This window comes from Achromobacter sp. MFA1 R4 (assembly GCF_900156745.1).
Classification (GTDB): Bacteria; Pseudomonadota; Gammaproteobacteria; order Burkholderiales; family Burkholderiaceae_B; genus Achromobacter.
Genome location: NZ_LT707065.1, coordinates 1,463,160 through 1,476,815, shown reverse-complemented (window position 1 = coordinate 1,476,815; position 13,656 = coordinate 1,463,160). Strand labels below are relative to the sequence as shown.

14 protein-coding genes are annotated in these 13,656 nt (G+C 66.4%); 4 read left to right on the top strand and 10 right to left on the bottom strand.

What is annotated here, in order from left to right:
- The 4 genes from BXA00_RS06645 to BXA00_RS06630 all read left to right on the top strand — a co-directional run bounded on the left by BXA00_RS06645 (window position 1) and on the right by BXA00_RS06630 (window position 4,196).
- Window positions 1–1,101 carry an amino acid ABC transporter permease gene (locus BXA00_RS06645; RefSeq protein WP_076517292.1) on the top strand — a complete coding sequence of 367 codons (1,101 nt, stop codon included), beginning with the start codon at window positions 1–3 and terminating at the stop codon, window positions 1,099–1,101.
- A 61-nt stretch (window positions 1,102–1,162) separates the two neighbouring features.
- Window positions 1,163–1,903, top strand: coding sequence for an amino acid ABC transporter ATP-binding protein (locus BXA00_RS06640; RefSeq protein WP_056320495.1), 741 nt, complete (start codon window positions 1,163–1,165; stop codon window positions 1,901–1,903).
- A 232-nt stretch (window positions 1,904–2,135) separates the two neighbouring features.
- Window positions 2,136–3,152 carry a tripartite tricarboxylate transporter substrate binding protein gene (locus BXA00_RS06635; protein WP_076517290.1) on the top strand — a complete coding sequence of 339 codons (1,017 nt, stop codon included), beginning with the start codon at window positions 2,136–2,138 and terminating at the stop codon, window positions 3,150–3,152.
- Between the two features lie 669 nt (window positions 3,153–3,821).
- Window positions 3,822–4,196: a glyoxalase superfamily protein gene (locus tag BXA00_RS06630; RefSeq protein WP_076521831.1), complete on the top strand. Its 375-nt coding sequence runs from the start codon at window positions 3,822–3,824 to the stop codon at window positions 4,194–4,196.
- Window positions 4,197–4,212: 16 nt separating this feature from the next.
- On the opposite strand, the gene BXA00_RS06625 is transcribed toward BXA00_RS06630, so the two are convergent.
- The 10 genes from BXA00_RS06625 to maiA all read right to left on the bottom strand — a co-directional run bounded on the left by BXA00_RS06625 (window position 4,213) and on the right by maiA (window position 13,647).
- The gene (locus BXA00_RS06625; protein ID WP_076517287.1) at window positions 4,213–4,905 is read right to left on the bottom strand and encodes an ABC transporter ATP-binding protein; all 693 of its coding nucleotides are present in this window, start codon (window positions 4,903–4,905) and stop codon (window positions 4,213–4,215) included.
- Complete coding sequence (locus BXA00_RS06620; protein ID WP_076517285.1) at window positions 4,905–5,657, bottom strand: ABC transporter ATP-binding protein; 753 nt, start codon at window positions 5,655–5,657, stop codon at window positions 4,905–4,907. The genes BXA00_RS06625 and BXA00_RS06620 overlap by 1 nt, the downstream gene beginning before the upstream one ends.
- Window positions 5,654–6,616 carry a branched-chain amino acid ABC transporter permease gene (locus BXA00_RS06615; protein ID WP_076521830.1) on the bottom strand — a complete coding sequence of 321 codons (963 nt, stop codon included), beginning with the start codon at window positions 6,614–6,616 and terminating at the stop codon, window positions 5,654–5,656. Before BXA00_RS06615 ends, BXA00_RS06620 begins: the two co-directional genes overlap by 4 nt.
- Window positions 6,617–6,696: 80 nt before the next feature.
- Entirely contained in the window at window positions 6,697–7,611 is a 915-nt protein-coding gene (locus tag BXA00_RS06610) for a branched-chain amino acid ABC transporter permease (protein ID WP_083714200.1), read from the bottom strand.
- A 61-nt stretch (window positions 7,612–7,672) separates the two neighbouring features.
- Window positions 7,673–8,848 carry an ABC transporter substrate-binding protein gene (locus tag BXA00_RS06605; RefSeq protein WP_076517282.1) on the bottom strand — a complete coding sequence of 392 codons (1,176 nt, stop codon included), beginning with the start codon at window positions 8,846–8,848 and terminating at the stop codon, window positions 7,673–7,675.
- An 80-nt stretch (window positions 8,849–8,928) separates the two neighbouring features.
- On the bottom strand, window positions 8,929–10,176 hold the full coding sequence (locus BXA00_RS06600; protein WP_076517280.1) for a 3-hydroxybenzoate 6-monooxygenase: 1,248 nt from the start codon (window positions 10,174–10,176) through the stop codon (window positions 8,929–8,931).
- A gap of 19 nt (window positions 10,177–10,195) precedes the next feature.
- Window positions 10,196–11,548, bottom strand: coding sequence for an FAD-dependent oxidoreductase (locus BXA00_RS06595; protein ID WP_076517277.1), 1,353 nt, complete (start codon window positions 11,546–11,548; stop codon window positions 10,196–10,198).
- Between the two features lie 53 nt (window positions 11,549–11,601).
- Window positions 11,602–12,636: a tripartite tricarboxylate transporter substrate binding protein gene (locus BXA00_RS06590; protein ID WP_083714199.1), complete on the bottom strand. Its 1,035-nt coding sequence runs from the start codon at window positions 12,634–12,636 to the stop codon at window positions 11,602–11,604.
- The gene (locus BXA00_RS06585) at window positions 12,629–13,006 is read right to left on the bottom strand and encodes a chorismate mutase (protein WP_076517275.1); all 378 of its coding nucleotides are present in this window, start codon (window positions 13,004–13,006) and stop codon (window positions 12,629–12,631) included. The genes BXA00_RS06590 and BXA00_RS06585 overlap by 8 nt, the downstream gene beginning before the upstream one ends.
- Before the next feature lie 2 nt (window positions 13,007–13,008).
- Entirely contained in the window at window positions 13,009–13,647 is a 639-nt protein-coding gene (gene maiA / locus BXA00_RS06580) for a maleylacetoacetate isomerase (RefSeq protein ID WP_076517272.1), read from the bottom strand.
- Window positions 13,648–13,656 lie beyond the last annotated feature (9 nt).

The window sequence follows — 13,656 nt, the reverse complement described above, 5'->3', positions numbered from 1 at the left end:
ATGAGCAGCACTACGCATACCCCCAGCGAGGCCCTGCCGCCGCCGAGCAACCAGACCGGGCCATGGGCCTGGCTCAGGACGCGGCTGTTTTCGTCGCCGCTGAACATCCTCATCACGGTGCTGCTGGCGTGGTTCCTGCTGATGTCGGTGCCGGCGCTGGTGGAGTGGGCCTTCATCAAGGCCAACTTCAGCGCGACCAACGCCCAGGAGTGCCGCGCCTCGGGCGGCGCCTGCTGGGCCTTCATCATCGAAAAGCACCGGCTGATCCTGTTCGGCACCTATCCGTATGACGAGCAATGGCGGCCGTTGATCGCCACCCTCATCCTGGTGGCGGTGATCGTCTGCAGCGGCATCCGCCGCTTCTGGAACTGGAAGCTCGCGGTCATCTGGACCGTGGGGCTGACGGCCGTGGCGGTCCTGATGTGGGGCGGCGTGTTCGGCCTGACCTACGTGGAAAACGCGCGCTGGGGCGGCCTGCCGCTCACGCTGATCCTGTCCACGTTCGGCATCGCCTTTGCGTTTCCGATCGGCGTGCTGCTGGCCCTGGGCCGGCGCTCGAAGATGCCCGCCATCAAGGCGCTGTGCGTCGTGTACATCGAGCTGATCCGCGGCGTGCCGCTGATCAGCCTGCTGTTCATGTCGTCGGTGATGCTGCCGCTCTTCCTGCCGGAAGGCTTTTCGATCGACAAGCTCTTGCGCGCGCAGATCGCCATCATCATGTTCGCCGCGGCCTATATCGCGGAAACGGTGCGCGGCGGGCTGCAGGCGATCCCCAAGGGGCAGTATGAGGGCGCGGATTCGCTGGGCCTGAATTACTGGCAGCAGATGCGCAAGATCATTCTGCCGCAGGCGCTCAAGATCGTGATTCCGCCGCTGGTCAGCATCTTCATCGCGCTGTTCAAGGACACGTCGCTGGTGGTGATCATCGGCATCTTCGACCTGACGCTGGCGGCCAAGGCAGCCTTGTCCGATGCGGCATGGCGCGGATTCGGGGTGGAGGCGTATCTGTTCATTTCGCTGATCTACTTCGTCTTCTGCTTCTCCATGTCCAAATACAGCCAGGCGCTGGAAAAACGCCTGGCCACGGGTCACGCACGCTAGCAATATGCCGCGCGTCCGCCGCCAGGCGGGCGCGCCCAGCGATACTTACGGGAGTACAGGCATGTCGGATGCCATTATTCGTTTGCAGGACGTGAACAAGTGGTACGGCCAGTTCCACGTGTTGCGCAACATCAACCTGGACGTCGCGCCAGGCGAGCGCATCGTGGTGTGCGGACCTTCGGGTTCGGGCAAGTCCACGATGATCCGCTGCATCAACCGGCTGGAAGAACACCAGAAGGGCCACATCATCGTGGACGGCACGGAGCTCACCAATGACCTGAAGCACATCGAGACGATCCGCAAGGACGTGGGCATGGTGTTCCAGCATTTCAATCTGTTCCCGCACCTGACGGTGCTGGAGAACCTGACGCTGGGCCCGATGTGGGTGCTGAAGAAGCCGCGCGCGGAAGCCGAGGCGACGGCGATGAAGTATCTGGAGCGCGTGCGGATTCCGGAGCAGGCCAAGAAGTTTCCCGGCCAGCTGTCGGGCGGGCAGCAGCAGCGCGTGGCGATCGCGCGGTCGCTGTGCATGAATCCCAAGATCATGCTGTTCGATGAGCCGACGTCGGCGCTGGATCCGGAAATGGTGAAGGAGGTGCTGGACGTGATGGTCAGCCTGGCCCAGGAAAGCGGCATGACGATGATCTGCGTGACGCACGAAATGGGCTTTGCGCGCAAGGTCGCGAACCGCGTGATCTTCATGGACCGCGGCGAGATCATCGAACAGAATACGCCGGACGAGTTCTTCGACAATCCGCAGAACGAACGGACGAAGCTTTTCTTGAGCCAGATTTTGCACTGATCCGCCAAGCCGCTTTTGTGAACGGACCCCCCGTGGGTGGACGCCAGTCCAACTACCGGGGGTCTGTTTCATTCGGGCGGGTTGGCGTTGGTGCGGCGGCCTGACCGGGCGTGCGCCGGTGCGGCCAATCCTTGGAAGTCCGGCCGATCTTCCCGGTATCCCTTTGTTACGGCATTCACGTGCGTGGGGTATGCTACTGACCGCCAATGATCCAGAGTGAGGAGACCGAATCATGACGAATACCCCCCGCAGCGCCGCGCGCCGCGCCCTGTTGCAAGGCGCCGTGGCGCTGGCCGCGACCCTGCCGTTTGGCGCGCCCGCGCTGGCCCAGGCCACCGATTTTCCGACCAAGCCGATCCGCTTTGTCGTTCCCTACCCGCCCGGCGGTCCGCTGGACACGATGGCCCGCATGCTGGCCGAGAAGGTGCGCGGGTCGCTGGGCCAGCCGGTGATCGTGGAGAACCGTTCGGGCGCGGGCGGCAACATCGGCGCCGACCTCGTGGCCAAGGCGCAGCCGGACGGCTATACGCTGGTGATGGGCGCCGTGGCGACGCATGCGATCAATCCCTGGCTGTTCGCGAATCTGCCTTACGACCCGGTGAAGGATTTCGCGCCGGTGACGATCGTGGCGGCGGTGCCGAATGTGCTGGTGATGAATCTTGAGTTCGCGCAGAAGAACAAGATCGAGAAGCTGGCGGATCTGATCGACTATGCGAAGAAGAATCCGGGCAAGCTGAATTACGGCTCGGGCGGCAACGGCAGCGCGGGCCATCTGTCGGGCGAGCTGCTCAAGGCGCGGGCTGATATCAAGGTCGAGCACATCCCCTACCAGGGCGCGGCGCCGGCGCAGTTGGCGCTGCTGTCGGGCCAGTCGGATTTCATGTTCGACAATCTGGCGGCGTCGGCGCCGTTGATCAAGGACGGCAAGGTGAAGGCGCTGGCCGTGACGACGGCCAAGCGTTCGTCGCTGCTGGCGGATGTGCCTACCGTCGAGGAATCGGGCGTGAAGGGCTTTGACCTGGGCACGTGGTTCGGGGTGTTCACGACGGGCGGCACGCCGGCGCCGGTGGTGGCCAAGCTGAACAAGGCGTATGCCGAGGCGATGGCGCAGCCGGACATCAAGCAGCGTCTGCTGACCATGGGGTCCGAAGCGGGTCCGATGACGCCGGAGGCGTTTGCCGAATTCGTGAAGGCCGAGAAGGCGAAGTATCAGGAGATTGTGAAGATCTCGGGTGCTAGCTTGAATTGATGCTTTTTGGCGATGGGCGTCTTTGGTGGATGCCTGTTGCGATGTGGTTTTTGAACGCCCGTTGGAGTTGTTTCCGGCGGGCGTTTTGGTTTCTTCGGGCGGTTGCGGCTGGAGTAGGGCTGGGTTCTTTTGATGCTGGGCTTTTGGCCGTTGTAGGGCCGCGTTCTTCTGACGCCCGGCGCGTCGGCGGCCTGGGGCGCGCGGGGCTACGATTGCGGTCCGGAGCCTTCGCTCCGGACTGCCCCGTCGTCATCGTCGTTGGCGCCCTTCGGCGCCTGCCTTCCGATTCCCTCGGGCGCATCTACACGCCCCGCGCACCCCAGGCCGCCGCCACGCCGGGCTCTGTGGCTTGAGCTTGGCGGTCGCTGGGGCGGGTTGGGTTCTTTAGGTTCTATTGAGCAGCGGCGTGGGTTTGGAGCGTCTTGCGGGGCCCGCCCCACTGCGGCCGCGCGGGCGGCCTGGTGGGGCTTACGCAGTGTCTTGCGGCGGGGGGATGACGCTGCGCGATTTTCCGGGGGTGCCAGACACCGCATTGACTTGCACCTCAGCGGCCGTCGCGCGGGCATTCATGCTGGCGGTCCTTTGATCAGCCACTGCAGGGGCGTGGCGATGGGCATGGATGGGCGAGTGGTCTATGCTGGATTTTTCGCATCCTACCAAGGCACCGCCATGCACCTGCAAGCCGCCATACCGATCCTGCGCATTTTCTCGGTGGAGAAGGCGCGCGATTTCTATCTGGATTTTCTGGGCTTCACCTGGGACTGGGAGCATCGCTTCGAGGCCGGGTTTCCGCTCTATGCGCAGGTGCATCGCGACGACCTTGTGCTGCATTTGTCCGAGCACCACGGCGATGCAACGCCGGGCTCGGCGGTGTTCGTGCGGATGCAGGGCGTGGATGCGTTTCACGCGGAGGTCAGCGCGAAGGGCTATGCCTACATGCGGCCCTGCGTGGAGGAGATGCCGTGGGGGCGCGTGATGGCGGTGATCGATCCGTTCGGGAATCGCTTGAGTTTCTGCGAATCGCAGGACCAGGACCAGGGCTAGGATCAGGCCGCATCCTCTACACCCCCAGATACCGGTGCGCCAGTTCCGGCTGCGCGGCCAGTTCCGCGGGGCTGCCTTGCCAGACGACGCGGCCTTTTTCCAGGACGTGGTGGCGATCGACCAGGGTGGCCATTTCCTTGAGGTTCTTGTCGATCACGAGGATGGTCTGCCCTTCTTCCTTCAGGCGGCGCAGGCAGTTCCAGATTTCCTGGCGGATCAGGGGCGCGAGGCCTTCGGTGGCTTCGTCCAGGATGAGCAGGCGCGGGTTGATGAGCAGGGCGCGGCCGACGGCGAGCATCTGCTGTTCGCCGCCCGAAAGGGTGCGCGCCGATTGGGTGCGGCGCTCCTTGAGGCGCGGGAACAGGTCGAAGACCCGGCCGACGTGCCAGCCGGCTTGCGTGTTGCGGGCGGTGGCGACGAGGTTTTCTTCGACCGTCAGGGAGCCGAAGACGCGGCGTCCTTCGGGCACGAGGCCGATGCCCAGTTGCGCGATGCGGTGCGGGGCCATGCCGGCAATCGGCTTGCCGTCCAGCAGGATGCTGCCGCCCTGCGCGGGCAGCATGCCCATGAGGGTCTTGACCGTGGTGGTCTTGCCCATGCCATTGCGGCCGATCAATGAGACGACCTGGCGGGGCGCGATGTCCAGGTCCACCCCGAAGAGCACTTTGCTGGCGCCGTAGCCGCCCTGCAGTTGGTTGACTTGCAGCATCAGTCCTCCTCGCCCAGGTAGGCGGCGCGAACATCGGGATGGCGGCGCACCTCGTCGGGCGTGCCGGTGAATATGGTTTTGCCGTAGACCAGCACGGTGACGCGGTCCGCCAGCGCGAAGACGGCGTCCATGTCGTGTTCGACGAGCAGGATGGCGTAGCGGCCCTTGAGCGTTTGCAGCAGGGCGGTCATGCGTTGCGATTCCTCGGCGCCCATGCCGGCCATGGGTTCGTCCAGCAGCAGCACCGACGCGTCGAGCGATAGCGCCATGGCCAATTCGAGCTGGCGCTTTTCGCCATGCGCCAGGGCCGATACGCGCACGTCGGCGCGGCCCGCCAGGCCGACGCGATCCAGTGCCTGGCGCGCCGGCTCCCGCAGGCGCGCCAGGCGCCTGGCGTTCTTCCACAGATTGAAGCCGCCGGGGCTGTGCGCCTGCACGGCCATGGCGACGTTGTCTTCGGCGGTGAAGTCGGGGTAGAGCTGGCTGATCTGGAAGGACCGCGCCAGCCCGGCGCCGGGCCGCTTGTGGGCGGGCATGCGCGTGATGTCGTCGCCGTCCAGCCAGATGCTGCCGGCGTCGGGCAGGATTTCGCCGCTGATCTGGGACAGCAGGGTGGTTTTGCCCGCGCCGTTGGGGCCGATGAGGGCGTGCAGTTCACCGGGCCTGACTTCGAGGTTGACGCCTTGCGTGGCGTGCACCGCGCCGAACGATTTCCGCAGGTCGCGAATTTCCAGCTTGGGATGCGACGTCATGGTTTGCCTCCTGCCAGCCAGCCGTACACGCCGCGCTTGCCGAACAGCACCACCAGCACCAGCACCGGACCCAGGATCAGCATCCAATGTTCGGTCCAGCCGGTGGCGACCTGTTCCAACCCCAGGTACACGGCCACGCCCAGCACCGGGCCGAAGATCGTGCCCATGCCGCCCAGGATCACCATGGCCATGAGTTCGCCCGACTTTTGCCAGGCCGACATGTCGGGACTGACGAAGAGCGCGTAGTTGGCCCACAGCGCGCCCGCCAGTCCTGTGCCCGCGGCCGACAGGACGAAGGCGGTGAGGCGATAGCCCAGGGGCGCGAGGCCCAGCCCGATGCTGCGGCGCGGGTTCTGTTTGATGCTCTGCAGCGCCATGCCGAACGGCGAGTTCACGATGCGCCGGCAGACCACGATCCAGAGCGTCATCAGCGCCAGGCAGACGTAGTAGAAGGTGGCCGGATCGTTCAGGTTCAACCCCGGCAGGGTGTTGCGCGCGTCGATGGCCAGGCCGTCGTCGCCGCCATAGACCATCAGGCCCACCAGGATGAAATAGAGCATCTGCCCGAAGGCCAGCGTGATCATGATGAACTGCACGCCGGACGTGCGCAGCGACAGGAAGCCCACCGCCAGTCCCGCCAGCGCCGCGACGGCGACGGCCAGCGGCCACATCACGAGCGCGGCGTTGCTGCCGCTCCAGCCGAACAGGGTGTCGCCCTGTCCGACGTGGAAGCCGACGATGCCGATCACGTAGCCGCCCAGGCCGAAGAATGCGGCATGGCCGAAACTGACCATGGCGCCGTAGCCCAGGATCAGGTCCAGGCTCACGGCGGCGATGGCGTAGATGAGAAAGCGCGTCATGAGGTTGACGAGGAAGCTCTCGCCGGTGGCCGACGCGATGGCCGGCACCAGGACGAACAGCAGCAGGCCGATGGCGTTGACGAGGGCGCTTCGGGTGATGCGCCGGTGGCTGGCGAGGGCGGGGACGTAGGTGTCAGGCATCGGAGACGATGGAATTTGTCTGGTCATGGATATCGTTCCTAGCGCTGGGCCGGCACCAGCCCGCGCGGCTTGAACAGCAGCACAATGGCCATCAGAATGTAGATGCTGGCGGACACGAGGCTGGAGCTGGCCGAGTCTGACAGTTCAGGGGGAAGCAGGCGCGACATCCAGAAAGGGATGTAGGCGCGCCCCAGCGCATCGGTCATGCCGATCATCAGCGAGCCCGCCAGCGCACCGCGCACCGAGCCCACGCCGCCCACCACGATGACCACGAAGGTGGTGATGAGGATGCGTTCGCCCATGCCGATCTCCACCGCCAGCAGGGGCGCGGCCATCACGCCCGCAAAGCCGCAGAGCAGGGCGCCCAGCGTGAAGATCAGGGTGAAGAGGCGCTGGATGTTGACGCCCAAGGCATCGACCATTTCGCCGTCGTCGGCGCCGGCGCGCACCAGCATGCCCACACGGGTGCGCGAGATCAGCAGCCAGAGGCCCAGCGCGACCAGCGCGCCCGCGCCGATGAAGGCGAGCCGCATGACCGGGTAGTTCAGGCCGGGCAGCAGCGCCACGGACCCCGACAGGAACGGCGGGATGTCCATGAAGGGCGGACTGCGGCCGAACAGCACGGTCACCAGTTCATTGGTGAAGAGCGTCAGCCCCAGCGTGGCCAGCACCTGGTCCAGGTGGTCGCGCCGGTACAGGTGGCGGATGACCAGCAGTTCGATCACCAGCCCGTAGAGCGCCGCGCCCGCCAGCGCCGCCAGCAAGGCGGCGGCGAAGGACCCGGTGGACGCGGCCGCGCTGGCGGCGCAGAACGCGCCCACCATGTAGAACGAGCCGTGCGTCAGGTTGATGACGTTCATGATGCCGAACACCAGCGTCAATCCCGCCGACAACAGGAACAGCAGGGCGCTGTATTGCAGGCCATTGAGCACCTGCTCCAGGAACATCAGCATTGCGACTCCTTCTTGGGAGAGTCTGGGTGATGGCGGCCCCGCACGGCCGCCGATCGTGTACTCACATCTTGCAGTCCACGGCGTGCACGTCGGTATGGTCGCGCGCAAGCACCTTCAGGTTCTTGTAGACCAGTTTGCCGTCGGGGCCCGCTTCGATGTGCAGCAGATACCAGTCCTGGACGGGATGCTGGTTGGGGCCGAACTTGAATTTGCCGCGCACGCTGGGAAAGTCCGCGCGGCGCAGCGCGTTGCGAAAGTCGTCCGGCTTGCCCGCGATGTCGCCGTCCACTGCTTTGAGCGCGGAGCCGATCAGGTTCGCGGTGTCGTAGGCCTGCGCCGCATAGGCCGTGGGCGCGCGGTTGTAGGCCTTGGTGAAGGCCTCGACGAAGTGCTTGCTTTGCGCGTTGTCCAGGTCGGCGCTCCAGAGCGAGCTCAGGTAAAAGCCCTTGCCCGCCGTGCCCGTGGCGGCCAGCATGCGGTCGTCCATCGAATAGATCGGCGTGATCATCTTGATCTTGTCCGCCAGCCCCGAGTTGGCGAATTGCTTGGTCAGGTTGATGCCCGCGCCGCCCGGATGGAACTGGAAGATGGCGTCGGGGTTGAGCGAACGGATGCGCGCCAGCTCCACCGAGAAGTCGGCCAGTTCGAGCTTGGTGTAGATCTCGTCGGCGATTTCGCCCTTGTACGTGCGCTTGAAGCCGGCGACGGCGTCGCGGCCCGCCTGGTAGTTCGGGGCCATGATGACGACGCGCTTGGCGCCCAGCTCGTTGGCCGCCATGCCCGCGGTGTCGGCGTACGAGTCGTTCTGGAACGCCACCGAGAAGTAGTTGGGATTGCAGGCCTTGCCGGCATAGTTGGAGGGGCCGGCGTTCAGGCTGACGTAGAAGGCGCCGGCGTTCAGCACCGTGGGGCCGACGGCGGCCATGACGTTCGAGAAATTGATGCCGGTGAACAGGCGCACGCCGCCCTGCACCATCTTGTCGGCGATCTGCTTGGCGTTGGCGGGCTTGAGCGCGTCGTCCTCGACGCGCACATTGACCGGCACGCCGCCCAGCTTGCCGCCGCCTTCCTTGACGGCCAGCATGAAGGCGTCGCGCTCGTCTTCGCCGATGTAGCCGGCGGGCGTGGACAGGGTTCCGATGAAGCCGATGTCCACGGGTTTCTGCTGCGCGCTGGCCGCGTACGAGGCCAATGACAGCAGGACGGCGGCGGCGCCGCGGAGGGTGCTTTGGTGCATGGTTGTCTCCTCTTTTGCTTATGCTCTGTGCCGCATGGTCTTCGCCACGCGGCCTGTTCCCTGCAACGTCGATCACTGCATCACTGCGGCATGCCTTGCGCGAGGCAGTTCTCCACTTTCCAGCCGTACAGCCACTGCAAGGCGTCGTAGAACTGGGACTGGCTGCGTCCCGTCCACAGCATGTTGCGCACCGTGCGCTCCACGCCGCGCGCGTGATAGAGCCTGCCCATCTCGCGCGTGGACCACACCACGCGCGCGCTGCGCGGGATGCGGACCGATTCGTACAACCGGAAGGCCGCGGGCAGGTCGTGCTCGCATTGCCGGATTGCCTCGCCCAGCGTCACGGCGTCTTCGAGCGCCATGCAGGCGCCCTGGGCCATGTACTGCGTCATGGGGTGGGCGGCATCGCCAAGTATCGTGACGCGGCCTTGGCCCCACCGCTCCACCGGTTCGCGGTCGGCGGTGGCCCAGCGTTTCCATGAGGTCGGGCGGTCCAGCATCTGGTGCGGCGTCGGGTGGATGCCCTGGAAGTAGGACAGCACCTCTTCCTTGCTGCCTTCGCGCACGCCCCATTCCTCCTGCTCCCGGCTGTGGAAGGTGACGACCAGGTTGTATTGCTGGCCGCCGCGCAGCGGATAGTGCACCAGGTGGCAGTGCGGACCCGCCCACAGCACGGGGGCGTTGATGCGCAGTTCCTGCGGCATGTTTTCCTGGTCGACCACGGCGCGGTAGACCACGTGGCCCGTCACGCGCGCGGGATCGCCCACCATGGCTTCGCGGATCACGGACTTGACGCCGTCTGCCCCCACCACGGCATCGGCGCGGTAGCGGTTGCCCTGCGTGTCCACGACGTCGACCCCGTTGGCGTCCTGCGACATGCTGGCGATCCGCGTGGAGGTGCGGAACTGGATCAGCGGATCTCTCTGCACCGCTTCCAGAATGGACAGGTGGATGTCGGCGCGGTGAATGACGGCGTAGGGGCCGCCGAAGCGCGCACGAAAGGCCTCGCCTGTGTCGATGCGCACCACCTCCCTGGCATCCACGGCGTCCATCATGATGATGTGATCGGTGAAGACGGCGCGGCCGCGGGCCGTCGTGCCCACGCCCAGCGCGTCGAGCGCGGCGAAGGCATTGGGGCCAAGCTGGATGCCCGCGCCGATTTCGCCGATCTGCGCGGCCTGTTCCAGGAGTTGCACGGCAATGCCTTGCCGCGTGAGCGCCAGCGCGGCGGCCAGGCCGCCGATGCCGCCGCCCACGACGATCACGGTCTGGGTCTGGGTCTGGGTCTGGGTCGGCACTTTCGGTTTTGCTGCCAGGATAGTCGTCATGTCGGGTCCTCGCTGTGGTTCAGTCCTGGCCGCCCAGGAAGGCGCCTTGTTGCGTCAATTGCGCCTGCAGCGCCGCAATGGAGACGTCGCCCGGCGCGATGCCCGCGCGCAGCGCCATGGCGGACGCGGTGCCGGCGGCCTCGCCCATGACGAAGCAGCTTCCGCTGACGCGCGCGGCGGACTGGCCCTCGTGCGTCATCGAGGCGCAGCGGCCGGCCACCAGCACGTTGTCCGCCACGCCCGGGCCGCGCCGGGGCACCATCATGCGAAACGGAAGCTGGTTGTAGCCGCGCGATTCGGGTATGGGCGGCCAGAGCCACTTGACGTCGCCCGCCGTGTGCATTTCCAGCGGCCAGCCGTTGACGCCGATGCTGTCCGGAAAATCCGCGCAGCCCAGCACGTCTTCCTGGGTGAGCACGGCCTCGCCCACGATGCGGCGGGTCTCGCGGATGCCCAGCTGCGGGGCGATGTCCAGCACATAGGCCTGCTCGAATCCCGGCACCTTGGCGCGCAGGAAAGCCAGGTAATTCATGATCTGGCGGCGGCCTTCGAGTTCGCCCGCCGACAGCGAATCGGCGTCGGTGCCGTCCGCCGCGCTACCGTCGGCGTTGGCAAGCTGCGTGACGTTGACCCGCCATTCGTAGTCGTGCTTTTGGGGACGCACGATGGCGCCCTTGCGCGGAAACGTGAACTCGCCGCTGGCCGCCGCTTCGTCCATCAGCACGGGGATGGTCTTCCAGGCCTCTTGCGCGCGCACGCCGTCCACGTTGCCCACCTTGAACATCAGGGTGGGATAGAGCAGGTGGCCGTGCGCGTCGCCCTTCTCAAAGGGCAGGCCGCCCCACTGGGCGATGTCGGCATCGCCCGAGCAGTCGATGAAGATCCTGGCGCGCACCGCGCAGCGGCCGGACTTGGTTTCCAAAAAGAGCGCGTCCACGCGGCCCTGATCGTCGCGCGTGAGGCCCGTGGCCAGCGCGTGAAAGAGCACATGCGCGCCGCTGTCCTGCACCAGGCCGTCGGCCGCGCACTTGAATGCGGAGATGTCATAGGCCTGCGCATGGATCTTGCCCAGGATCAGATGCGGATCGTTCAGCCCGTCCATGGCGCGCATGCGGTCGAGCAGGTCGTCGGTCATGCCGTGCACCACCTGCCGGATGTCGCCGTGGATGTTGGCATGCAGTCCGCAGAAGTTGGACACGCCGGCGGCGGTGCCCATGCCGCCCAGGAAGCCGTAGCGTTCCACGAGCAGCACGCGCGCGCCATTGCGCGCCGCGCTGGCGGCCGCCAGCACGCCGGCCGGGCCGCCGCCCAGGACGACGACCTCGTACTCGCCATAAAGCGGCACCTGGCGTGCGGGTTCGGTAATGACCATCTGATTCTCCTTGCTTTGTTGCCGCCGGCGCGCGGCGCGGCCGCGCGTCGGTCTTACTGGCCCTTGATGCCCAGCTTCTTGATGAGGGGCTCCCAGCGCTTGAGCTCATCGTCCATGTAGCCGCGGAATTCGGCCGGCGTGTCGCCCACCGGATCCATGTACTGCGCTTGCAGCCGCTTGGCCACCTCGGGGTCATGGATGGCCTGGATGAGCGCGTCCGACAGCTTCTTCCGCACATCGGCCGGCGCCTTGGACGACACCACGAAGCCGATCCACGCAGATCCCTCGATGCCCTGCACGCCCACTTCGGCCAATGTCGGGATATCGGGCAGCAGCGCCGAGCGCTTGGAGGAGGTGACCGCCAACGCCTTCAGCCGGCCGTCCTTCACCATCGGCATGACCGCGATGGGCGGCAGCGCGGCGAACTGGGTGTCGCCCGACAGCAGCGAGGTCAGCGCGGCGGGCGAGGACGGATACGGGACGTGCGTGGCGCGCGCGCCGATCTGCTGCAAGAGCAGCTCGACCGCCAGGTGCGACACGGTGCCGGCCCCCGGCGACGGGAAGTTGTACTTGTCCGGGTTTTTCTTCAAGGCCTCCAGAAGCTGGCCGACGTTGTCGATGCCGGCAGTGGCGGGCACCACCAGCACGTTGGGCTGGTGCACGGCAAGGGTCAGCGGCGACAGGTCCTTGGCAGGGGCGTAGGGCAGCTTGTCGAACAGCAGCGTGTTGTTCACCAGCGGGCCGGTGATCGACACGCCGAAGGTGTAGCCGTCGGGCTTGGCGTTGGCGATGGCATAGGTGCCGATGTTGCCGCTGGCGCCGGGCTTGTTTTCGATGACGATGGCCTGGCCGAGAATCGCACCGGCCTTCTCGCCGACGATGCGCGCGACCTGGTCGGGGCTGGAGCCCGGACCGAATGGCACGACCGCCTTGAGCGGCTGGGTGGGCCACCCGTCGGAGGCTTCGGCGGCTACGGCGGTGCCGGCGGCGGCCAGCGGCGCCAGCGCGGCCAGGCCGAGCGCGGCGGCGCGCACCGCAAGACGGCGCGCGATCATGCGGCCCGGCGGCAGGAACGAAGAATCAGGCATGCGTGTCTCCCACGTCTTTCATGGTGTCGAAGTAGGTCTGCTCATTGGCGATGAATGCGGCGACCATCGCGCGATAGGTCGCGTCCACCACCTGCTCCAGGTTGGCAAAGCCCCGGTTGTGGCGTTCCGCCAGCTTCCTGGCCTTCTCGAAGACCTGGGCCTGGCGCGCGGGGGCGCTCACCTGGAAAGCGTCGCGCTTGAAGCGCGCCGCGTCCTTCACGTACATGGCGCGCTCGGCGATGAGCCGCACGATGTCGTCGTCCAGCCGGTCGATGTGGGCGCGCACCTCGGCCAGGTTGGCGCACAGCGGCCGATAGCCGGGATCGGTGTACTCGCGCAGCGGCGCGCCGTGGGTGTCGGGCTCTTGCATGTTCACTTGGTGTAGTCCGGTTGCTGGGCCGGCGCGGCCGCCCGGAAGGCAGGCTGCGCGTTGCAGTGTTCAAAAACGCGGAGGATGCGCGGATAGCCGGAGAGGTCGCAGCCCATGCGCTGGGCATTGGCCACCTGGGGCACCAGGCAGCAATCGGCCAGCGTGGGCGCGTCGCCAAAGCAGTACGCGCCGTGGCCGTGGCGTTCCAGCAGGGCCTCCACGGCGGTCAGGCCTTCGCGGATCCAGTGGTGGTACCAGGCGTTCTTCTGTTCGTCGCTGGCCCCCAGCACGTCCTGCAGGTAGCGCAGGATGCGCATGTTGTTGACCGGGTGGATGTCGCAGGAGATGGCGTCGGACAGCTCCAGCACCCGGGCGCGCGCCTGCGTATCGGCGGGAATCAGGCGCGGCTCGGGATGCGTGGCGTCCAGGTAGTCGATGATGGCAAGCGACTGCGAGAGCTGCATGTCGCCGTCGATCAGCAGGGGCACGCCCGCGGAGGGGTTCCTGGCCATATAGTCCGCGGTCCGCTGCTCCTGCTTGCGCAGATTCACCGGCAGGTACTCATAGGACAGGCCCTTGAGCGCCAGGGCGATGCGCACGCGGTAGGAGGTGGAGCTGTTGAAGAAACTGTGCAGTTGCATGCGGAACTC

Excerpts from the sequence above, each read along its gene's own strand:
- BXA00_RS06645 (WP_076517292.1), top strand. The coding sequence starts at position 1 with ATGAGCAGCACTACGCATACCCCCAGCGAGGCCCTGCCGCCGCCGAGC.
- BXA00_RS06640 (WP_056320495.1), top strand. The coding sequence starts at position 1,163 with ATGTCGGATGCCATTATTCGTTTGCAGGACGTGAACAAGTGGTACGGC.
- BXA00_RS06635 (WP_076517290.1), top strand. The coding sequence starts at position 2,136 with ATGACGAATACCCCCCGCAGCGCCGCGCGCCGCGCCCTGTTGCAAGGC.
- BXA00_RS06630 (WP_076521831.1), top strand. The coding sequence starts at position 3,822 with ATGCACCTGCAAGCCGCCATACCGATCCTGCGCATTTTCTCGGTGGAG.
- BXA00_RS06625 (WP_076517287.1), bottom strand. The coding sequence starts at position 4,905 with ATGCTGCAAGTCAACCAACTGCAGGGCGGCTACGGCGCCAGCAAAGTG.
- BXA00_RS06620 (WP_076517285.1), bottom strand. The coding sequence starts at position 5,657 with ATGACGTCGCATCCCAAGCTGGAAATTCGCGACCTGCGGAAATCGTTC.
- BXA00_RS06610 (WP_083714200.1), bottom strand. The coding sequence starts at position 7,611 with ATGCTGATGTTCCTGGAGCAGGTGCTCAATGGCCTGCAATACAGCGCC.
- BXA00_RS06605 (WP_076517282.1), bottom strand. The coding sequence starts at position 8,848 with ATGCACCAAAGCACCCTCCGCGGCGCCGCCGCCGTCCTGCTGTCATTG.
- BXA00_RS06600 (WP_076517280.1), bottom strand. The coding sequence starts at position 10,176 with ATGACGACTATCCTGGCAGCAAAACCGAAAGTGCCGACCCAGACCCAG.
- BXA00_RS06595 (WP_076517277.1), bottom strand. The coding sequence starts at position 11,548 with ATGGTCATTACCGAACCCGCACGCCAGGTGCCGCTTTATGGCGAGTAC.
- BXA00_RS06590 (WP_083714199.1), bottom strand. The coding sequence starts at position 12,636 with ATGCCTGATTCTTCGTTCCTGCCGCCGGGCCGCATGATCGCGCGCCGT.
- BXA00_RS06585 (WP_076517275.1), bottom strand. The coding sequence starts at position 13,006 with ATGCAAGAGCCCGACACCCACGGCGCGCCGCTGCGCGAGTACACCGAT.
- maiA (WP_076517272.1), bottom strand. The coding sequence starts at position 13,647 with ATGCAACTGCACAGTTTCTTCAACAGCTCCACCTCCTACCGCGTGCGC.